Annotated in this window: 16 protein-coding genes; 11 read left to right on the top strand and 5 right to left on the bottom strand. The window is 67.9% G+C overall.

Annotation, left to right across the window (positions count from 1 at the left end; translation table 11 throughout):
• The first annotated feature begins 74 nt into the window (after positions 1-74).
• The 7 genes from ACAM42_RS03395 to ACAM42_RS03365 all read left to right on the top strand — a co-directional run bounded on the left by ACAM42_RS03395 (position 75) and on the right by ACAM42_RS03365 (position 9,597).
• A complete protein-coding gene (locus ACAM42_RS03395) occupies positions 75-2,171 on the top strand; it encodes an ATP-dependent helicase (protein ID WP_062476196.1) in 2,097 nt (698 codons plus the stop codon).
• Complete coding sequence (locus tag ACAM42_RS03390; RefSeq protein WP_369631110.1) at positions 2,168-2,626, top strand: hypothetical protein; 459 nt, start codon at positions 2,168-2,170, stop codon at positions 2,624-2,626. Before ACAM42_RS03395 ends, ACAM42_RS03390 begins: the two co-directional genes overlap by 4 nt.
• Entirely contained in the window at positions 2,623-3,813 is a 1,191-nt protein-coding gene (locus ACAM42_RS03385; RefSeq protein ID WP_369631109.1) for a phospholipase A, read from the top strand. Before ACAM42_RS03390 ends, ACAM42_RS03385 begins: the two co-directional genes overlap by 4 nt.
• 28 nt (positions 3,814-3,841) lie before the next feature.
• Positions 3,842-4,690, top strand: a complete 849-nt coding sequence (gene nadE, locus ACAM42_RS03380; RefSeq protein ID WP_369631108.1) for an ammonia-dependent NAD(+) synthetase — start codon at positions 3,842-3,844, stop codon at positions 4,688-4,690.
• 182 nt (positions 4,691-4,872) lie between these two features.
• The gene (locus ACAM42_RS03375; protein WP_070063911.1) at positions 4,873-5,610 is read left to right on the top strand and encodes a response regulator; all 738 of its coding nucleotides are present in this window, start codon (positions 4,873-4,875) and stop codon (positions 5,608-5,610) included.
• A 28-nt stretch (positions 5,611-5,638) separates the two neighbouring features.
• The gene (locus ACAM42_RS03370; protein WP_369631107.1) at positions 5,639-8,284 is read left to right on the top strand and encodes an ATP-binding protein; all 2,646 of its coding nucleotides are present in this window, start codon (positions 5,639-5,641) and stop codon (positions 8,282-8,284) included.
• Between the two features lie 269 nt (positions 8,285-8,553).
• Positions 8,554-9,597 carry a helix-turn-helix domain-containing protein gene (locus ACAM42_RS03365; RefSeq protein WP_369631106.1) on the top strand — a complete coding sequence of 348 codons (1,044 nt, stop codon included), beginning with the start codon at positions 8,554-8,556 and terminating at the stop codon, positions 9,595-9,597.
• Here ACAM42_RS03365 and ACAM42_RS03360 read toward each other — a convergent pair.
• The 5 genes from ACAM42_RS03360 to ACAM42_RS03340 all read right to left on the bottom strand — a co-directional run bounded on the left by ACAM42_RS03360 (position 9,588) and on the right by ACAM42_RS03340 (position 15,413).
• Positions 9,588-10,043: a hypothetical protein gene (locus ACAM42_RS03360; protein ID WP_369631105.1), complete on the bottom strand. Its 456-nt coding sequence runs from the start codon at positions 10,041-10,043 to the stop codon at positions 9,588-9,590. The two genes, ACAM42_RS03365 and ACAM42_RS03360, sit on opposite strands and share 10 nt — an antisense overlap.
• Positions 10,044-10,243: 200 nt before the next feature.
• On the bottom strand, positions 10,244-11,248 hold the full coding sequence (locus ACAM42_RS03355) for a fimbrial protein (RefSeq protein ID WP_172438394.1): 1,005 nt from the start codon (positions 11,246-11,248) through the stop codon (positions 10,244-10,246).
• Positions 11,249-11,414: 166 nt separating this feature from the next.
• On the bottom strand, positions 11,415-14,027 hold the full coding sequence (locus tag ACAM42_RS03350; protein WP_369631104.1) for a fimbria/pilus outer membrane usher protein: 2,613 nt from the start codon (positions 14,025-14,027) through the stop codon (positions 11,415-11,417).
• A 13-nt stretch (positions 14,028-14,040) separates the two neighbouring features.
• Positions 14,041-14,811 carry a molecular chaperone gene (locus ACAM42_RS03345; RefSeq protein ID WP_369631103.1) on the bottom strand — a complete coding sequence of 257 codons (771 nt, stop codon included), beginning with the start codon at positions 14,809-14,811 and terminating at the stop codon, positions 14,041-14,043.
• Between the two features lie 65 nt (positions 14,812-14,876).
• Positions 14,877-15,413 carry a fimbrial protein gene (locus tag ACAM42_RS03340; RefSeq protein WP_369631102.1) on the bottom strand — a complete coding sequence of 179 codons (537 nt, stop codon included), beginning with the start codon at positions 15,411-15,413 and terminating at the stop codon, positions 14,877-14,879.
• 576 nt (positions 15,414-15,989) lie between these two features.
• On the opposite strand from ACAM42_RS03340, the gene ACAM42_RS03335 reads away from it, so the two are divergent.
• The 4 genes from ACAM42_RS03335 to ACAM42_RS03320 all read left to right on the top strand — a co-directional run bounded on the left by ACAM42_RS03335 (position 15,990) and on the right by ACAM42_RS03320 (position 21,226).
• The gene (locus tag ACAM42_RS03335) at positions 15,990-16,547 is read left to right on the top strand and encodes a fimbrial protein (protein ID WP_095743456.1); all 558 of its coding nucleotides are present in this window, start codon (positions 15,990-15,992) and stop codon (positions 16,545-16,547) included.
• A 220-nt stretch (positions 16,548-16,767) separates the two neighbouring features.
• The gene (locus ACAM42_RS03330; protein WP_369631101.1) at positions 16,768-17,553 is read left to right on the top strand and encodes a molecular chaperone; all 786 of its coding nucleotides are present in this window, start codon (positions 16,768-16,770) and stop codon (positions 17,551-17,553) included.
• Positions 17,554-17,651: 98 nt separating this feature from the next.
• Complete coding sequence (locus ACAM42_RS03325) at positions 17,652-20,246, top strand: fimbria/pilus outer membrane usher protein (protein WP_369632714.1); 2,595 nt, start codon at positions 17,652-17,654, stop codon at positions 20,244-20,246.
• Positions 20,243-21,226: a fimbrial protein gene (locus tag ACAM42_RS03320; protein ID WP_369631100.1), complete on the top strand. Its 984-nt coding sequence runs from the start codon at positions 20,243-20,245 to the stop codon at positions 21,224-21,226. Before ACAM42_RS03325 ends, ACAM42_RS03320 begins: the two co-directional genes overlap by 4 nt.
• Positions 21,227-21,298: the final 72 nt, after the last annotated feature.

The raw sequence follows: 21,298 nt of genomic DNA, 5'->3' as shown, positions 1-21,298 counted from the left end.
CGCTTTGCGACGGCCGCGCCCTGCGGCCCCTCCTGCCTTTTTCGCGTTCCCGCTTTCCCGGTTCCCCCTCCCCCATGTCCCACGGTCTCAATCTCGCCCAGCAAGAAGCGGTCAACTACATGCACGGTCCCTGTCTGGTGCTCGCGGGTGCGGGCTCGGGCAAGACGCGCGTGATCACGCACAAGATCGGCCGGCTGATCCAGTCGGGCCTGAAGCCCGAGCGCATCGCGGCCATCACCTTCACGAACAAGGCGGCCGCCGAAATGCGCGAGCGCGCCAAGGACCTGATCGGGCGCGACGCGCGCAAGGTGGTGGTGTGCACCTTCCACGCACTGGGCGTGCGCATGATGCGCGAGGACGGCCACGTGCTGGGCCTGAAGAAGGCCTTCAGCATCCTGGACGCCGACGACGTCACCAAGATATTGAAAGACTGCGGCGGCACCGTCGACATCGCCACCGCCCGCATCTGGCAGTGGACGATCAGCAAGTGGAAGAACATGGGCCTGAACGCTGCGCAGGCCGCGGCCGCCGCGGTGGACGACAACGAGCGCATCACGGCCGAAATCATGGTCCAGTACGAAGAGCGGCTGCAGGCCTACCAGAGCGTGGACTTCGACGACCTCATCGGCATGCCGCTGAAGCTGCTGTACGAGTTCCCCGAGGTGCGCGCGAAGTGGCAGGCCATGCTGGGCCACATCCTCGTCGACGAGTACCAGGACACCAACGCCACGCAGTACGAAGTGCTCAAGGCACTGGCCGGCGAGCGCGGCCAGTTCACGGCGGTGGGCGACGACGACCAGTCGATCTACGGCTGGCGCGGCGCCACGCTGGACAACCTGAAGAAGCTGCCGGTCGACTACCCGACGCTCAAGGTCATCAAGCTGGAGCAGAACTACCGCTCCACCAGCGCCATTCTTCGCGCAGCCAACAACGTGATCGGACCCAACCCCAAGCTGTTTCCGAAGACGCTGTTCTCCGAACTCGGCGAAGGCGAGCCGGTGCGCATCGTCGATGCCGACACCGAGCTGCACGAGGCCGAGCGCACGGTGGCGCGCATCATCAGCCTGCGCGCAGGCGACACGGTGTCGCAGGGCAAGCAGTACAAGGAGTTCCGCGACTTCGCGATCCTGTACCGCGCCAACCACCAGGCCCGCATCTTCGAGCAGGCGCTGCGCAAGGCGCAGATTCCCTACAAGGTGTCGGGCGGCCAGAGCTTCTTCGACCGCGCCGAGATCAAGGACCTGTGCGGCTGGTTCCGCCTGTGGGTCAACAACGACGATGACCCGGCGTTCCTGCGCGCCATCACCACGCCCAAGCGCGGCATCGGCCACACCACGCTGGCCAGCCTGGGCAGCTTCGCGAGCCAGTACAAGCTGAGCCTGTTCGCGGCGCTGTTCAGCCCCTCGCTGCCGAGCGTGATCCCCAAGCGCACGCTCGACGGCGTGCACGAGTTCGGCCGCTACATCAACGACCTGGAATACCGCGCGCGCCGCACCATGGGCGCGGAAGCCTCGCGGGCCTTCATGCTCGAGTGGCTCAAGGAGATCGACTACGAGCGCCATCTGTACGAAGGCGAAGACAGCGAGGCCGCGGCCGCCACGCGCTGGACCAACGTGCTGGAGTTCGTCGACTGGATGTCGCAGCGCGCCGGCGGTTCGCTCGACGACGCCTCGGGCGCCGACGACACCAACCCGAACGAGCACAAGAGCCTGCTCGAAGTGGCGCAGACCATCTCGCTGCTGTCGACCATCAGCGAGCGCGAGCAGGACCAGAACGTGGTCACGCTCTCGACGCTGCATGCGTCCAAGGGCCTGGAGTGGCCGCACGTGATGCTCATCGGCGTGACCGAGGGCTTGCTGCCCTTCAAGCTCGACGACGACAACGGCCGCCAGAAGGTGGTGAGCGACGAGACCACGCAGCGCCTGCAGGAAGAGCGCCGCCTGATGTACGTGGGCATCACCCGCGCCCAGCGCAGCCTGGCCGTGAGCTGGACCAAGAAGCGCAAGCAGGGCCGCGACATGGTGCCCTGCATGCCCAGCCGCTTCATCGCCGAGATGGGCCTGGACAAGGCCACGACCAAGGAAGACCCGCGCGAAAAGCTGAAGGCGCTGCGCGCCGAGTTCGCGCGCAAGGCGCTGGACAGCGCGGCCAAGGCCGCCGCCACGCCATGAGGACGACGGCGACGGTCGCGGTCGCGCTGCTCGCCGCCGCCCTCGCGGCCGGTTGCGCAACGCCCCGCGACCCCAACTGCCCCGCCGACGCGCGCGAGCTGCCGCTGCAGGCGCTGTACGGCCAGTGGGACGCCCGCTTCGACGACCTGCCCGGCACGGCCGTCGTGCAGCTGGGCAAGCACCCCGAATACGCCGGCGTGCGCGGCACCATCACGCGCCGCGCCGATGCCTCGACGAAGACCACCGTCGCGCAGCTCGCGGGCGATGTCGACGACGAGGGCGCGCTGTCCATCGACGAATCGCTGGACGGGCGCGCCATCAGCGGCGTCTGGTCGGGCACCTTGCAGCCCGGCGCCTGCGGCCGCGAGTTTCGCGGCACGTGGCGCGATGCCGCGACCGAGCGCACGCACCCGTTCGTGCTGCGCAAGACCGTCGCACAGGAAGGAAAGCCATGAAGACGACACGACGACACCCTGCTTCACTCTTCGATTTGCGCACCGTCGCCGCCGTGGCCGCATGCCTCGGCGCCGTGGCCGGCGTGACAGGTGCGCAGGCCCAGGCCGTCGACAAGCCGGCCAGTCCGCTGGCCGACGCGCAACTCACCTGGCAGCAGTGCGCCGCGCTCGGCGCGAACAACGAAGCGCGCCTGGCCTGCTACGACCGCTGGTCGCAGCAGCAGACACTGCCCTCGGTGTCGGTGCCCGTGGCGCCGCCGGTGCTCGCGAGCACGCAACCGCCGGTGGACGGCGCGATTCCGGCCACGCGCGTGGTCTCGGTCGCCACCACCGAAGGCTGCCGCGACCGCCAGTACTCGACGCTGTCGCGCTTCTGGGAACTCGAGAACGCCACCGACTGCGGCACCTTCGGCTTCCGCGGCTACCGCCCGCTCACGGTGTCGGCCTCGGCCGCCACCGACAAGCCCCAGCCGCCGACCTCGCCGTCGGCCGGCCACACGGCCGAGCCCGTGGCCTACCAGGCCAACGAGATGCGCATCGGCCTGTCGGTGCGCACCAAGCTCGCGCAGGGCATGCTCACGCAGAACGACCCGATCAAGAAGGACTCGCTGTGGTTCGCGTACTCGCAGCAGTCGACCTGGCAGCTGTTCAACGGCTCGATCTCGCGGCCCTTCCGCACCACCGACCACGAACCCGAGCTGATGTATGTCTACCCGACCGACGTCCACCTGCCCGGCGGCTGGCGCTGGCGCTATGCAGGCGTGGGCATCGTGCACCAGTCGAACGGCCAGAGCCTGCCGCTGTCGCGCAGCTGGAACCGCGTGTACCTGATGGGCGGCGCCGAGCTCGACGACCGCTTCACCGTCACGGGCCGCGTCTGGCAGCGCATGTCCGAAAGCGCCGCGAAGGACGACAACCCCGACATCGCCGACTACATCGGCCGCGCCGAAGTCACGGGCCGCTGGAACCTCAACCGCGACAACCAACTGGGCATCACGGTGCGCAACAACCTGCGCGACAGCGGCCGCGGCTCGGTGCGCCTCGAATGGCTGAAGGCCATCGGCGACCCGACCAAGAGCAACCTGCGCTTCCACACGCAGCTGTTCCATGGCTATGGCGACACGCTGGTGGACTACAACCGCAAACGCACGGTGCTCAGCATCGGCCTCAGCCTCGTCGATTTCTGATCTTCATCCTCACATCCAGGCCCCACAGATGAGTGCAGACCTCACCCCCGTCGATGCCACGCAGCGCGAGATCATCGCGGCCCTGCACGTGGCGCCCGTCTTCGATGCCGCCGCCGAACTCGCGCGGCGCACCGACTTCCTCGCCGACTACCTGCGCAGCACCGGCCTGAAGACGCTGGTGCTGGGCATCAGCGGCGGCGTCGATTCGCTGACCGCCGGCTGCCTCGCGCAGCGCGCGGTCGAGAAGCTGCGCGCCGAAGGCTGCGACGCCACCTTCATCGCGATGCGCCTGCCCTACGGCGTGCAGCGCGACGAGGCCGAGGCGCAGGCCGGGCTGGCGGTGATCCGCCCCGACCGCCTGCTGACGGTGGACATCCGCCCCGCCGCCGATGCGATGCTGGCCGCGCTGCACGCCGGCGGGCAGGCCTTTCGCGATGCGGCGCACGAAGACTTCGTGCTCGGCAACATCAAGGCACGCCAGCGCATGATTGCGCAGTTCGCGGTGGCCGGTGCGCACGACGGCCTCGTGATCGGCACCGACCACGCGGCCGAAGCGCTCATGGGGTTCTTCACCAAGTTCGGCGACGGCGCGGCCGACATCACGCCGCTCACCGGCCTCAACAAGCGCCGCGTGCGCGCCGTGGCGCAGCTGCTGGGCGCGCCCGATGCGCTGGTCTACAAGGTGCCCACGGCCGACCTCGAGTCGCTGGTGCCGGGCAAGCCCGACGAAGACGCCTTCGGCGTGAGCTACGAGCAGATCGACGATTTCCTCGAGGGCAAGCCGGTGTCGGCCGCAGCGCGCGCGGTGATCCTGTCGACGCACCGCAAGAGCGCCCACAAGCGGGCGCTGCCGGTCGAACCGCCCGTACTTGGGTAACAAACGGATCACATTGAAGTCCCCGAAAGGGATGCTTCGATGCATGTGTAAAGCATCGGACGAAAAAAGTCGCGAAATACCAGCCTGAGAGGGACTTAGTTAACCTTTAGGTATCAATTGGTGCGCTTTTGTCTGCAAGAATTTTGGACGACCGGACACACAGTCCGGCCTTCTGGAACCTCATGCTTGACGTAGTGAAACCCGAAATCCTGGTGGTCGACGACGATCCCGAAGTCTGCGAGACGCTGGTCGACCTGCTGGAGTCGTCGGGCTTTCGCGCACAGGCCGTGCCGGACGGCCTGGCCATGGCGGCCCGCCTCGACCAGCGCGCCTTCTCGCTCGTGATCATCGACCTGCGGCTGAAGAAGGAAGACGGCATCGAGCTCGCGCGCCAGCTGCGCACGCGCTCGCGCATCCCGATCATCATCCTCACCGGCCAGGGCACGGCCGCCGACCGCATCCTGGGCCTGGAAACCGCCGTCGACGATTTCATCGCCAAGCCCTTCGACAACCGCGAGCTGGTCGCACGCATCCGCGCGCTGCTGCGCCGCTCGGCCGAGACCGGCATGCCGCGCTCGCTGCGCACCGACCGCCTGAGCCACGAGCGCTACCTGTTCGGCCCCTGGACCCTCAACATCACCGCGCGCGAGCTGCTGCACGGCGACGGCACGCCCTGCGACCTGACGCACGGCGAGTTCGCCCTGCTCGAGGTCTTCGTGCTGCATGCAAACCGCGTCATCGACCGCGAGCAGCTGCTGCTCAAGACGCGCAGCGCCCAGTCGGACGCGGTGAGCCGCACGATCGACGTGCTGGTGTCGCGCCTGCGCCGCAAGATCGAAGAAGACCCGGACCATCCGCGCTTCATCTGCACGGAACGCGGCGCGGGCTACCGCTTTGCAGCGAACGTGGTGCGCTGCTGAGGCAGCAGCGCCCGCACCCGCCCGCCCCATGCAAGGCCCCCGCACCTCCTCGAACGCGAACGCGCCTGCGCGCGGGCGCAAGCGCTCGTGCAGCCTGCGCGGGCGATGGCTCTCCGCGTTCGCGGTACTGGCCATCACCACGCTGGTGCTGGCCGCCGTGGCGATGGTGGCGCTGTTCAACGCCAAGGCCGCGATCCAGGGGTTCGACGAGCGCATCCTGCCGTCGGTGGCGAAGTCGCTCGCGCTGTCGGAGCGCGTCACGCACCTGGCGGCGGCAGCGCCGTACGTGGCGGAAATGTCGATATCGGCGCGGCTCAACCAGGAAAAGGCCGATCTGCTGAAGCGACAGGAGGAGGTGCGCGTGCTCGCGGCGCAACTGCCACCGGCGAGCGGCGCAGCCACCGGTGTGCCGAAGGTGCTGAGCGCCATGCAGGTGGTGCTGGACGATCTGATCGAGTTCAAGCGCCTGGACCTCGCGCTGCGGGAAGAAGGCCGCGGGCGCATTCACGCGCTGAGCCAGATGGAGCACCGCATCGCCGATCTGCCCGAGCGTTCCAGGTTCGTTGCAGACCACACGCTGCATCTGCTGCGGGTTGCCTTGTACGCCCACAACACGCTCGACCTGGACGAGGCCGAGCGGGTCTATCTCGCCTACGCCGGCTCAGCCAACGCCTTGCGCATCGATGCGGCGATCCGCGCCCAGATCGCCGCGCAGGCCGACAGCATCTTCGCGCTGCGCAGGCAGCACCTCGCGCTGCGCGATCGCAAGACCCTGCTGCTGACCTCCACGCGCGTGCTCTCGGAAGAGCTCACGCGCTCGGTCGACCGCCATGTGGCGGCGCTCAGCGCCGAGGTGTCCTCGCGCGAACATTCGGTGGGCCTGATCGTGCGCTCGGGGCTGATCGCGGTCACGCTCGCGCTGCTGGTCGCAGCCGCCGCGCTGGTGCTCGGGTACTGGAGCCTGCGCGAATCGCTGCGCGACCTCACGCGGGTCACCTCCGCCATCACCGAGCTGTCGCACGGCAATGCCAGCGCGCCGCCCGATGTCTCACGGCGCGACGACGAGGTCGGTGCGCTCGTCGGTGCATTCAACGTGTTCCGCGACAACACGCTGTCGATGCGGCGGATGGGTGCGGACATTTCGGAGCAACGGCGCCTGCTGCGCACGGTGCTCGACAGCATCGACGACGGCCTGGGCGCGTTCGACGCCGAAGGCCGCCTGGTGGCCTGGAACCCGCGCTTCGCCGTGCTGCTGCGCCTGCCCGCGCAGGCGATCCATACCGGCGCGACGCTCGACACGCTGCGCGCGGCGCTGCCGGCGCTGGCCGACGGCCGCCCCGCCGTCGACCTGCTGGGGCCGCCCGATGCACAGCGGCGGCGCGACGACTACCTGCTCGACAACGGCCAGGTGCTGGCCGTGCGCAACCACCCCATGCCGGCCGGCGGCTTCGTCACGCTGTACAGCGACCAGAGCGAGAGCCGCGCGCTCGAACGGCAGGTGCGGCAGGCGCAGAAGATGGAAGTGCTGGGCCAGCTCACGGGCGGCGTCGCGCACGACTTCAACAACCTGCTGGCGGCGATCTTCAGCAACCTGCAGCTGCTGCAATCGCGCGACGACCTGTCGCCCGACATGCGCCGGATCGTGGACCGGGCGTTCCGGGCCTCGGAGCGTGGCGCCGTGCTCACGACGCGCCTGCTGGCCTTTGCCCGCCGGCAGACGCTGCGCGCCGAAGTGATCGATGTCGACCAGATGCTGGCTGGACTGCAGGACCTCATCGAGTATTCGCTCGGCCAAGGCATCCGCGTCGAGCTCGACCTGCAGGCCGACGGGGCGTGCGTGCTGGCCGACGGCGGACAGCTCGAGAACGCGATCCTCAACCTGGCGCTGAACGGGGGCGCGGCGATGCCGCGCGGCGGCGTGCTCACCCTGCACAGCGCGTGGCATGCGGCGGCGGCCGGCATGGCGGCACATGGCGTGAACGGCGCGCATGGCAGCCCTGGCCCGGTGGTCGAGATCCGCATCAGCGACACAGGCCACGGCATGCCGCCGCACGTGCTGGAGCACATCTTCGAACCCTTCTTCTCGACCAAGGAGAACGAAGGCAGCGGGCTGGGCCTGAGCATCGTCTACGGCTTCGTCAAGCAGTCGGGCGGCGACCTGCGTGTGCGCAGCACCGTCGGCCAGGGCACCGCGTTCACGCTGGTGCTGCCCGAGGCCGCACCGTCGGCTGCGCCGGCCTGCGCACCGCCACCGCCCGCGCTGTCGCTCGACGCCTTGCAGGTGCTGCTGGTGGACGACGACACCGACGTGCGCGACGCCACCTTCGAGTTCCTCAAGGAGCACGGTGCGCGGGTGCAGGCGGTGGCGTCGGCCACCGACGCCACCGCCGCGCTCGAACGCCAGGCCTTCGACCTGGTGCTGTCGGACGTCAGCCTGGGGCCCGGCGGCGACGGCCTGCAGCTGATGCGCGACGTGCAGCGCCTCTACCCGCGCACTGCCGTGGTGTTGATCTCGGGACTTCCCTCCGACCTGCTCGCGCACCGCTACGCCGTGCCGCCGCGCACGCGGATCCTGCGCAAGCCCTTCCTCACGGCCGACCTGGTGAGGGCCATTGCGCAGGCCCTGGCCCACCACCGCACCGACGCACCAGCGACCACGGCCCACGCGGCCTGACCGAGTTACCTGAGCGGGCGCCCCCGGGCCGCGGGCCTCCGCATGCGCAGAACACTTGTTTGCATTGCGCGTGTTTCTTTGCGCTTTTGAATTGTTTACTTTTTATTTACAGAGCTACGCCCCAATAGGTCTTGAGCGCCGACCGTTCGCCTGCCGCGAATCCGGACGGCCCGGCAACCGCCACAAGACACAGACAAAGGGGAGTGCTCGATGCCAGGACGAGGGACACGCAGGAAGACCGCACGGGGCGCCGCCGCGCCGCATCCGCGATGAGGAGCGCCATCAAGCCGCAAGGCGTGCGCCGCAACCCCGCGCCGGAGATCGAGCACAGCTTCATGCACCATCCGCAGACCGGTCCGGTGCCTTCGGGCCAGCGCGGCTTCCTGCACAGCCTGCAGCACGGCAGCCCGTCACCGCAGGAGCGCTGGCACTGCCACGACGCGTACGAGCTGCACCTGATCGCCGACACGCGAGGCTGGGCCTTCGTCGGCGACCACGTCGAGCGCTTCGAGCCCGGCCACCTGGTGCTCACCGGGCCGCGCTTGCCGCACAACTGGGTGTCGCTCAACCTGCCGTCCGAAGGCGTGGAACTTCGCAGCCTCGCCTTGCAGTTTCCGGACGCACCGCTGCGCCAGGGCATGCAGGTGTTCGCCGAGCTCCAGGAGGCAGCCCCGCTGCTCGAAATGGCCCGCTACGGGGTCGAGTTCTTCGGCATCAGCGACGACGTGCGCGAGCACCTCGAGCGCCTGCAGCGCAGCGAAGGGCCCGAACGGTTCTCCGAGTTTCTCGGTCTGCTGAGCCTGCTCACGCGCTGCAGGCAGCATCGCGTGCTCTCGTCGGGCTGGCTGCCGATCAAGGGCAACGCGGAGACGGTCGCTGGCATTGGCAAGGCCGTCGCGTACATCCGGCAGCACCTCGACCAGCCGCTGTCACTCTCGGAGGTCTGCGCGCAGACAGGCCTGAGCCAGGGCAGTTTTTCGCGGCTGTTCAGCCAGGCCACGGGCGTGCCGTTCACCGATTTCGTGAACCGGCTGCGCGTCGGCAAGGCGTGCCAGCTGCTGATGGAAAGCGACCAGCAAATCTCGAGCATCTGCTACGCCGCCGGGTACAACAACATCGCCAACTTCAACCGACGCTTCCTGGAGATCAAGGGCATGACGCCCAAGGAGTTCCGCCTGCGGATGGCCATGCGCCACAGCCAGAGCCAGACGCTGCCGATCTCGCGGCTCGACATGGCGGGCGTCAGCGTTGGTGCGATGGCCGCCACCGACACGGTTCACGCCAGCGTCGCGACATCGCAGCGTCAGTCGTAGGCGAGCGTCACCAGTGCGGCCGATGGGCCGCCCGCTTGCGGCTGCGCCAACGCAAGCAGTGACAGCGTGCCGCCCTGCTGGCCAATCGCATGCCACTGCGCGGGATCGATGGCCTGCGTGCGCCCCCGGCTGTCCACGAAGCGCGCCGACACCGCCTGCGTGCGCGCCATCTCGACCTTCATTCGCGCGCTGGGCCGGTCCACGGTTTCACGGGAAAAGGCCAGTTCGGCCTGGCGTTCGCCCGTCGATGTCGCCTTCATCCGCTGCGGCTGTTGTCGTTGATGTTGCTGGGGTTGCACCAGGGCCACCTGGTAGGGCGCGGCGACGATGGCGCCGGTGAAATGAATGGTGCCGTCCCCGGCGTGGCTGCCAAGCGCCAGCCCGCCCAGCCAGGAAATGCCAACCATCGCGGCCAGCCGACGAAGAGAAACCGTGCGTCGTTCCATGGGTGCTCCCTCCTTGCCATCTGCCGCCGAAGCGGCACGTTCAAGAGCGCCTTGGGCAAGGCGAAGGAGCCATGTTAAGCGTGCAATGTGACGCGTTTCTCAGTGCATTCACTCCACCTGACGGCGCTGTCTGCGTGCAAGATGGCGGGTTGTGCCGAGGGCGTGCGGACCGGATGCGCAAGGGGCGCGTTAAGGGCGTGCTACTGGTAGTTCAACGTGAATGTCATCACGGCATTGGCAGTACCGGGCCCGACCACTGCTCCGGTCTGGTAGTAGGCGGCCTGCAGCTTGACGGAATGGGTGCTACCCGAAGTAACGTTGTAGCCCGTCAGAGGATAGTTCTTTCCGAACTGTAGGACTGCGGACGCGGCATCCTTCAGTTGCACGCCGATCCCCGAGGCGGTCGCCCCCGGAGACAACGCGATCACACCGTTGGATGGCACCAACACACCAGCGGGCGCGGCAAATTGATATCCGATGTTCAGCGGCCGTGAGATGCCGCCGACGGTGACCAGCATGCCCGAAGGGCACGTGACCGTGATCGCGAACGCCTTCGCGGGCCCCGTGGCTCCAATCCTGCTGAAGGCCGAGCTCTTGTGTGATCCCAGGGCAACGGCCACATCCTGCACAGTGCAGGTCGGAGGGCCTTGGATGACAGTGGGTCCCACGGTCACTCCCCATGCTCCCTTGCTGAGAACGCCATTGATGCTGTACCTCGATTCCAGCATCGACGCGGAGGGAGTGACGGTGCCACCGCTGATCGGGCCGGTTTTCACATACTGCATGCGCAGGCCAATCCCCAGCGTGGTCTTGGTCGACGACGCCAGCCCGCACTGGAACCAGACGCCGTATTCAGGCGCCGACTGGACCGTTCCTGCAACGCCTGCCGAAGGCAATCCACCGGGATCCAGTACACCACTCATGCAAGCAAGCCCTTGCACTGAAAGGCCGATGGCAAATGCGACGCCGACCCCTGGAACATTGGTTTCGAAGACACTGACCGCTGCCCCCGAGTAACTGGTCTGAATGCCTGACTTGGACAGTCCTGCGACCCTGATTGCTGCGCCGAAAACGGCATTCCCGGTGCACTCATACATGGAAGTCGTCGCTGAAGACAGGCCTCGCCAATCCATCAGGATCCCGCCAACCGGCAGGTCACGAGGCACAGCGATCGTGGCTGGCACAGCAAGTATCTGATTGGCCATCGGAGCACATTTCGTTTGCGCAAGGGTCATCGAAGGCACCCCCAGCAAGCACATGACGAGACACACCAGTGCCGCGCGCATGATGCGACTGCCCGATCTCGATAGCCATCCCTTGCAGTTCATCGCGTGTCCTTGTGTGTCCGTTGTCTTGAGGCAGGCTCGCCCCTCACTGGGCGCACTGAGCGTCCACCACCTGCCACGGCGACGCAGGGGCATCGGTCGGCGCCGCGCCCGACAGAAGCGGCAAGCTGCATCGCTGCCCCTTCTCTTCGCCCCACGCCAGCTCGTACTGCGCGGCGTCGGCGATCACGCTGCGCAGCAAGAGCCGCCCGTCCTGCGCCACCGTGCCGACCTCCTGCCCCGCCGCGTCCGTCACCCGCGCACCGAACGGCACCGGCGTGCCGTCGGCCAGGGTGACGCGCACGAGCACCGAGCGCCCGCCGCCCGAGGTCTCGAACTTCAGCTTGACCACGGCGCCCGCCGTGGGTGCGACGCGCTGCGTGCTCGACTTCAGCTCCACGCTCATCGGCAGGCCCTTGGGATCGAGCTCGACTTCGTTGCTCGCAAAGGGCGCGAGGTTCGACACCACGGCCTGCCCTCCTGACCCGACACGCAACCCGCTTGCATTGGCGACGCGCGCGCCGTTCGCGCCCGTCGCCTCGACGATGGCGAGTGTTTCGCCCATCGCAGGCGCGAACACCACGCCACCGCCGTGGGCCACCACACCGCCCGACACGCCCACGCCCAGCTGCGAATAGCCTTCGCCGGCCGACGCGCTGCCGCGCCAGGTGGCGACGGGCGAGACATGGGCCACCGTGGCGCCGCCGCCGGTGCGTGACGACGTCGACACCCCGTCGCCCCCGCGGCTGTGGCTCGCGTTGAGGCTGTAGCTCCACGCGTTGTCTTCGCCGAACACGCCGCCTGCGGAGGTGCGCATGTCGATCGCGCCGCTGGAATCGCGCTGCACGCTCGACGTGGTGTAGACCTCACGCGACCCGGCGTCCAGCGGAATGCCGAAGGTCAGCATGACCGTGTTGTTCCAGCGCTTGCGCAAGGGGTCGAACTGCCGGGCGGCCGAGAGCCCGAGGTTCACGCGGGCGAAGCTCTTGCTGTAGCCGGCCTGGAACTGCGTGTCCCGGCCCTCGCGGTTCCAGTAGTCCTGGGTCGAGCCGCTCAGGTAGAAGGACCCCATGTCGCCCGGCAGGTTCTGGTTGAGCATGAGCTGAAGGCGGCCGCGCAGGTGTCCGCCCGGCAGGCCGCTGCCGTCGCCGCGCGAGGGCCCCGGGGCCTCGCCCAGCGCCACAGCTTCGCGCAGGCCCAGGTAGCCCTTGCTCGAATAGCGGTAGGCCGCAAGCGTGACGTGGGTGTCGGTGGGCGCCAGGATCTTGGTGTAGGCCAGCCGCACGCTGTGGCCGCTTCGGCGCTCCTGCCCGGGCAGGCTGGCCGCGGTGCCGGTCAGGTCGACGCCAAAGGCACCCCAGCTGGTGTTGAGCGCAGCCCCACCCACCAGGGCGCGATAGCCGCGTGCAAGCAGCACGCCCCCGTAGCCCGTGAGCATGTTCGTGAAGCCATGCTGCACCGTACCCTGGAACAACGCGCGCCGGCTGTGCAGCTGTGAATCGCGCAATTGGCCCGCCGTCACGCGGTAGCGCGTGATGCCGGGACGCAGCGCGTTCACCGCGGCCGCATAAGGCACTTTCGACACCTGCACGCTGCCGTCGGCTTCGGTGACTTCGACGTCGAGGTCGCCGCCGTAGCCCGTGGGGTACAGGTCGTCGATCACGAAGGCACCGGCCGCCACCGTGGTCTCGCGCAGCAGGTTGCCGTTCTGCCTCACGCGCACCACCGCATTGCCCCTGGCGATGCCCGTGATGCGGGGCGCATAGCCGCGCTGGGACTCCGGCACCATGCGGTCGTCGGTGGCCAGCTGCACGCCGCGAAAGCCGAAGCTGTCGAACAGCGCGCCTTCGGTGAAGGCATCGCCCACCACCAGCTGACTGCCCCAGGGCTCGATGGCGCGCTGCACGTAGGTTTGCGTGCCCTGGTAGTGGGTGCCGCGCGCCGAGCCGGTCGTGAGGCTGCCGTGGTGCCGCAGCCGCCAGGGGCCGATGTTGCCGCCCGCCACCAGGCCCACGTAGCCCTGGCTGTCCGAGCGTCCTGCGGTCTTCGAGCGGTAGTAGTTGGCGTCGTACTGCAGCAAGGCGGCGGGCACGCCGTCGTCCCATTGGCTCGGGTCCACATGGCCGCGCGCCTGGCGCCGAAGCGCCGCCTGCGGCACGCCGATGTCGAGCCGCTGTTCGCCGTTGTCGAAGAACGCGGTCGCGTCGGGCACCAACTGGGCCAGCGTCACGCAGTCTCGTTTCGATGGCGATGGCGCTGCGCCCGGCAGCAGGGCTGTTGCCTCGGGCGACAGGCGCTGCAGATCGACACCGACACGCTCGAGCAGATCGCGGTCGAAGCAGGTCGCAACATCGCCGCTGCGCGCGCCCACGGCTTTCAGCGTGACGGTGCTGCGCCCGAGCCAGACCTGGTTGACGTAGAGGTCGGCGCGATAGCGCCCCGCCTCAGCGGGGTTGCCCTTGTTGTAGCGGCTCAGGTCCAGCGGTACGCCGTTGCCCAGCCGCAGGAAGTCTTCGTTGAAACGCACTTCCGCAGGCTGCGTTGCGGCGGCCGGCGTGTCGGCCCTGGCCTGCGTGCCGGCCGCCATCGCCAGAAGCGCCGCCACCGCGCAGGGGGACAACCGCCGCACGGTCCGCACGGCGTTCTTCGAGGCCTTCATGCATCGCCATCCGCTAGCGTGCGGCGCCCTTGGGGAGCACGGCGTTGCCTGGCACGGCGCCGCCGTAGTCGTTCAGCGTCTGATAGCGAAGCTGGAGGTCTGCGGCCGCACGGCCATCGAGCGAACCCTTCAGCGGGAGCTCCCTAGTTTCGCCCGGCGCCACCATCACGCCATCGTCGAACCCTGCGCGCTTGCCTTCGCTCTCGAGTTCCACCGAGACGAGGTTCAGGTGATAGGGCGTCGGGTTGCGCACCTCGATCGCCGGCGCGCCCTCGCGCCCGACCAGCCGCCAGACCGCCTGGGCCGGAGCCCCTTCGGCCTTGCCTGCCAGCCCGGGCGGACGGAAGAACAGCTTGATCCGCGAACGGAACGCCAGCTGCAGCTTGTTCGCCTCGGCCATGGCCCCTTCGGGACGGGGCGGCACTTCGAGCATGTTGAGCCAGAACACCGACTCGCGGTCGGAAGGCAGCGGCTCACCCGTGTAGGCGATGCGCAGGGTCTGGCTGCGCGTGGGATCGATGCGGGACACCGGCGGCGTGACCAGGAACGGCGCGCCCTTCGCGGCGGGACCGGCTTCGGCGTTGCCGTCGTCGGTCCAGACCTGCACCAGGGCGGGCGACGCCCCCTCGTTCGAGAGCCTCAGCGTCACCTCGGTTTCTTTCGCGGGATAGATGACGCGGGTGGCGGCCATCACCACGGCCGCCTGCACCCCGCCACACAGGACGAGCGCGCCGACGGCCGCCGTCACGATCCGCATCGCAGCCGATGCATGCGCAGTCTTCATGGGTTCTCCCGAAGCGGTCATTCCGGACACGGGCGACCGCTGGCTGCGGCCGCCCGCGCAACCCGTCACTGGTAGGCGATCGAATACACGACGCTCGTCGTGACCTTGCCGACGGTGGCGGCACCGCCGCTGGCGACGTACTCGGCGGTGTAGCGCAGCGAGGCCGCGCCGTTGACGATGTCGGCGGCCTTGGAGCTCTGCGCCGACAGCGCCAGGCCAAGCTTGATGGGGCTGGCGTCGTCTGCGTTGCTCAGGCCGACCTGCACATTGGTGGCTCCACCCGGGGAGGGAATGAGACGGCCGGTCGTGCTGTCCACGGTGGCACCCGGTTCGAACTGGACCTGCACCTTGGCGGGTGTGGCGGCGCAGCCGGTCAGGTCGATGCTGAACGGCGTCTTGCCGGCCGTCTTGCCGGTCGCGCTGAGCGTGCTGGCGGCGACGGTCGGCAAGGTCACGACGATGTCTTTGTTGCCCCCGTTGATCACGCAGGTCTGGCCCGTGATCTCGCCGTTGAAAGAGATGTTCCCGTCCGCCGCCGAGGCAGATTGCGAGAGGGCGAGTGCGCCAGCGAAAGTAACGGCAGCAATGAAATGGGTACGCATATCGAGTGAACTCCTGAAGACGTGGGTTTGGATGTTGTGCGCGCGGGGTTCGTCTTCGGAGGCCCTGTCACGCCGGTGCTCCTGCGCCGGTCGCGTGGGAGTCAGGCCAATTTATGAACGGCGTGTGTCCCGCAGGCATACGCGTTTGGAACCGCGTGATACTCCGGTGACCTGCGGACAGCCAAAGGCGAACTAAATCACTCGAAAATTAACTGTTCATCCCAAGACTTCGGTTGCTGGGCCGGATCGAACGAGCCTTTGCAAAGGCTTTTTCCGTGAGGCGATCTGCATCTTCAGTTAACGATTTGGACGCAATTTTTTGAGCACCGACAACCCTTAATCGGCAATCCTCCTTTGAATCGCCATATTCATGCGTCTATATGCAGTGAGTTTTTCAAACCCATCCGCCTGCATTTCACATGAAATATGTCACCATTTCTTCACAAGAAAAACAACCAAACACAACCAAAGTTAATTACTGAAAATTTCACATTTCATCCAGAAGATTTAAGAAATAGACTCCGCCCGCCTTACAAAGGCAAGCGTTATTCATTCTTAAAGATTCAGGGAAATAAAATGCAAAAGGGTAGTTTTTTCAAGGCTGCGGCAGTCGCGGTCACCGTGGTTCTCTCGCAAGGCGCGCTGGCCGCCGACGGCACCGTGAACTTCACCGGCGAGATCGTCGACACGCTGTGCTCGATCGCACCGAGCAGCCAGAACCTGACCGTGCCGCTGGGCAAGGTGTCGCGCACCGTGTTCGACGGCGCCACCGCCGGCACCGCGGTCGTCGGCAAGAAGGCCACGCCCGCCAGGTTCAACATCGACCTGCTGGGTTGCGGCGCCACCGCCAAGGGCGCGACCGTGACCTTCAGCGGCACCGCCGACCTCGATGACGCCAGCAACCTGCGCCTGGCCAACGCCGGGCAGGTGGGCGTCGGTGCCGCCAGCGGTGTCGCCATCGAACTCGGCGATTCCGCCGGCACCAAGCTCCCGCTGGGCTCGCCGTCGGCGGTCTACATCCTGGGCCAGGGCGACAACGCACTCAAGTTCCAGGCTGCGTACGTCGCCACCCGCTCGGCCGTCACGGCGGGTCCGGCCAACTCGGTCGCGCAGTTCACGATCGCCTACAAGTAATCGCCGCATCCGCGGTCTTCGCACGCCGACCGAAGCCCTTCGCATCGCGTCGGCGCGATACCGCCCCGGCCTCACGGCACCACCGCCCGATCGACACACGGCGGCAGGTGCCACCTCCCGTTTTCATTTCTTGCCCGCACGCCGGGCGCACTGCGTGGTGCGCCGGCACGGTCGGGTGCGCGCGGTTCATGTGTCGGAAACGCGCCGAGGAATTTTTTCTATGTTCAGCAAGAACCGCTTCCGATGGACCTTGGCCGTCCTGCTGGCGCTGTGCCTTCCGTGGCCGGCCGGTGCGGGCATCACGCTCAGCGGCACGCGCGTGATCCTGGGCGAGAAGGACCGCGAAGCCTCCATCCCGGTGAAGAACACCAGCACCTCGCCCTACGTGGTCCAGACCTGGATCGACGCCGGCGAAGGCCAGAACAAGACTCCGCTGCTCGTCACGCCGCCGCTGTCGCGGCTCGATCCGGGCATGGAGAACATCCTGCGCATCATGCGCGTGGCCGGCGACCTGCCGGCCGACCGCGAGTCGGTGTTCTGGCTCAACGTCAAGGAGATCCCCGAGCGCTCGAAGGAGGAGAACGTGCTCCAGATCGCGGTGCGCAGCCGCATCAAGCTGTTCTACCGGCCGGCGCGGCTGGCGGGCAAGCCGGAAGAGTCGCGCGCGCAATTGCAGTGGGTGGTGAGCCCCGGCCCCGAGGGGCGCGGTGCGGTGCTGCGGGTCGCCAATCCGTCGGCCTACCACGTGACGTTCACGGCGCTGGACATCAACGACGGCCAGCAGAAGATCAACGCGGACATGGTGCCGCCCTTCGGCGAAGCCAGCTACCCGCTGACCGCCGTGAAGATGCCCGAAGCGATCCGGGTCAGCTTCACCACGCTCAACGACTACGGCGGCGAGACGCCCGGCGAGCAGGTCCGCGTTCCCCAAGGCACCACGCCCGTAGCGGTGAAGGCTGAGCTGCTGCCGCCGTCCGTCGCCCCGGCGGACGGCAGCAAGCAGTGACGACGCCGCCCCCGGGACGAATCGCCATGCGTCACTCCTGCGTCTTTAGCGCACCGGCCCGATCGGCACTCCACGCCGCGATGCTGGGTGCACTCGGCATGCTGAGCGTGCCCGCCCTCGCACAACAACCAGCGCCACGGCCGCCGTCGGGCAGTGCCGACTTCAATGCGGAATTTCTCAGCATCGGCGGCGACCAGCCGCATGCGGACCTGTCCCTGTTCTCCACGGGCAATCGCGTGCTGCCAGGGACGTACCTCGTCGATGTCTCGCTCAACGAGCGCAGCACCGGCCAGACCGACATCCGCTTCACCGCGGTGGAAGGCCAACTCGACGCCACCCCTTGCCTCACACGCGGCATGTTCGACACATGGGGCCTGAACGTGCCGGTGTTTCCCGGCCTGGCGAGCCTGCCGGACGACGCCTGCGTCGACCTGGCCTCCGCCATTCCCGAATCCGCCGTCACCTACGACGGCAGCAAGCAGCGCCTGACGCTCAGCATCCCGCAAGCGGCCTTGAAGCGGTCGGCACGCGGGGCCGTCGGCCCCGAAAAGTGGGACCGCGGCATCACCGCCGCGATGCTGGACTACCAGCTGAACGTCGCACGCTACAGCGGCAACAGCACGCGCGACACCGCGCCGATGTCGACGGCGCCGCAGAACATCTTCGACGGCAATCCGTTTGCCGACAGCGCGCGCAGGCCGCAGCGCAACACGCTCTTCGCGGGACTGCGCGCGGGTTTCAATGTCGGCGACTGGCGCTTTCGCCATTTCTCGACCTACAACCGCGGCCTCGACGGCCATAGCCGCTGGCAAAGCGTGAGCACGTACGCGCAACGCGACCTGGCATCGATCAACGCCTACCTGCGCATCGGCGACGGCAACACGCCCGGCAACTTCTTCGACAGCCTGCCATTCCGGGGCGTGCAGCTGGCCTCCGACGACGCGATGCTGCCCGACAGCCAGCAGGGCTACGCCCCCACCATCCGCGGCGTCGCCCAGACCAACGCGCGGGTCACGGTGCGCCAGAACGGCTACATCATCTACAGCACCTACGTCGCGCCCGGCCCGTTCGTCATCGACGACCTCTACCCTACCTCGTCGAGCGGCGACCTCGAAGTGAGCATCGCCGAGGCCGACGGCCGGCAGACGCGCTACACGCAGGCCTTCTCAGCCGTGCCCACACTGCTGCGCGAAGGCACGTGGCGCTTCTCGGCCGCCGTCGGCAGGTACCGCAATGGCGAAGGCGTGGAGACCTCGCCGACCACGCCCGCGGCGGCACGACCGGCCTTTCTGCAGGCCACGCTGGCGCGCGGGCTGGGCAACGAGCTCTCGCTGTACGGCGGGCTGATGGGGGCGAACATGTACCAGTCGCTGCTCGTCGGGGTTGGCAAGAACCTGCGTGATTTCGGCGCCGTCTCGGTCGACCTGACGCACGCGCGGACCACCGATCGCACGCCCCTGAACGGCGCGTCGGTTTACAACGGGCAGTCGCTGCGCTTCCTGTATTCGAAATCCTTCCTGGACGCCGGCACCAGCTTTCGCGTGGCGGGCTACCGCTACTCCACGAGCGGCTACCGCACCTTCCAGGAGGCGGTGCAGATGCAGGACCTGCAGCCGCAGGAGTCGTTCCACAGCCGGCGCAACGAGCTGCGCTTCGAGCTGTCGCAGCAGCTCGGCGAGTGGGGATCCGTGTACGCCTCGGCGCGCCAGCAGAGCTACTGGGGCACCTCCGCCCAGGACCGGCTGGTGCAGGTCGGCTACTCGGGCAGCTACAGGCAGTTCGGCTACAGCCTCTTCTACAACCACAGCACCAGCCTGAACCGCGCGCCGAACCGGCAGATCATGTTCACGCTGACCATTCCCCTGGGCGACACGCGCGCCCACGCGCAGTACGCCGCCACGCGGGAGATCGGTGGCCGGCTGGTGCAGCAGGCGAGCCTCTACGGTGCGGCGTTCGACGACAGCCGCCTGACCTACAACCTGACCGCGGCGCACGCCAACCAGGGTGGCGACAGCAGCGGCAGCGCAAGCGCCAGCTACCTCTCGCCCGTGGGCCGCTTCGACCTCGGGCATTCGCGCGGCCCGGGCTACGGCCAGACCACGGTCGGCGTGGCCGGTGGCCTGCTGGCACATGCCGGCGGCGTGACGCTGTCGCAACCGCTGGGCGAGACCGTGGCCTTGGTGCAGGCACCGAAGGCGCAGGGCGTCGGCCTCGAATCGCGTCCGGGCGTGAGCACCGACCGGGCGGGCGACGCCGTCATTCCCAATCTCAGCCCGTACCGGCTCAACCGCATCGCGCTTCGTACCGGCGACCTGGGTGACACCGTGGAAGTCAAGAACGCGGCCATGGACGTGGTGCCCACGCGCGGCGCCGTGGTGGCCGCGCGGTTCGAGACCTCGGTGGGCTACCGGCTGCTGATCACGCTGACCAACGGCAAGGGACGCGCACTGCCGCTGGGCGCGCGGATCGAGAACGAGAGCGGCCAGGACGTCGGCGTCGTCGGACCAGACGGCCAGGCCTTCGTCACGGGCGCGGGCGACAGCGGCCGGCTCACCGTGCGCTGGGGCCAGGACGCGGCGGACCAGTGCGAGGTGCCCTACCGCCTGCCGGTCGACCCCAGCCCACCGCCCATCCGCGAGCTGGCCGCGCAATGCCAGGCGCCGGACAGCGCGCCACCGAAGGGAATGAAATGAGCAGACCCATCCTGTTGAATGCACGCACAGTCGCCTCGGCCCTGGGCCTGCTGCTGTGCGCCTCGCCAGTGCTAGCCGAGTGCTACGTGACCAAGGGCTACGTGGAAAAAATCGTCAACATGAACATCGGCCGCGTCGTCATTCCCAACGACGCCACTGTGGGCACGGTGTTCAAGCAGCAGTTCTTTCCCCTGCCCCTTTCCGGCACGACCGACAAGCCATGGACCTGCAAGAAAGGCGGCGTCGTGAAAGGCGTGATGCTGCAGGGCACCCCCGTGCCGGGCTACGACCACGTGTTCACCACCAGCGTCCCCGGGGTGGGCATCCGCCTGTCGCGCTACTTCGACCAAAGCTCGGTCTCCTACTACCCGCACGAGCGCTCGACCACCGACGACTTCGGCGATTTCAACGCGGCGTCCCGCTTTCAGGTGGAACTGTTCAAGACCGCGCCCGTCACCGGCAACGGCCCGCTCGCACAGGGTACCTACAGCGTCGCCGACACGCCGTCGGTTCTCACGACGAACCTGCTGGGCGAAGGCATCACCATCATCACGCCCTCGTGTTCGGTCGACCTGGGCTCGCGCAACATCCTGGTGCAATTCGGCAAGGTGCCCAAGGACGGCTTCAAGGGCCGCGGCAGCACCACGGCCGAACGCAAGTTCAGCATCAAGCTCAACTGCAAGGCGGGACAGAACGCGCAGAACACGGTGTACCTGCGCATGGACGCGCCACAAGACCCGTCGAACGAACCCGGCGTGCTGCGACCCACGCGAGGCACGCCGAACCTGGCGACCGGCGTGGGCATCCAGGTGATCGACGAGAAGAACGTGCCCGTGAAGTTCGGGGAAGAAACGCTGGTCGGCACCTCGATGAACGGCGACTACGTGCTGAACTACACCGCGCGCTACTTCCAGACCGGCAACCAGGTGACGCCGGGCCGCGCCGACGGCACCGCCACGTTCAGCATCGAATACAAGTAGGAGCCCATGGAGAGGCTCGCTCCGTACCAAGAAGCGGGCAAGGAAGGATCACCCAGCGGCAGGATCGGATCA

It is taken from the genome of Variovorax sp. V35 (genome assembly GCF_041154465.1).
In the GTDB taxonomy this organism is placed as follows: Bacteria; Pseudomonadota; Gammaproteobacteria; order Burkholderiales; family Burkholderiaceae_C; genus Variovorax; species Variovorax boronicumulans.
The sequence above is the reverse complement of the archived record's forward strand: the minus strand, read 5'-3'. Positions and strand labels throughout refer to the sequence as shown.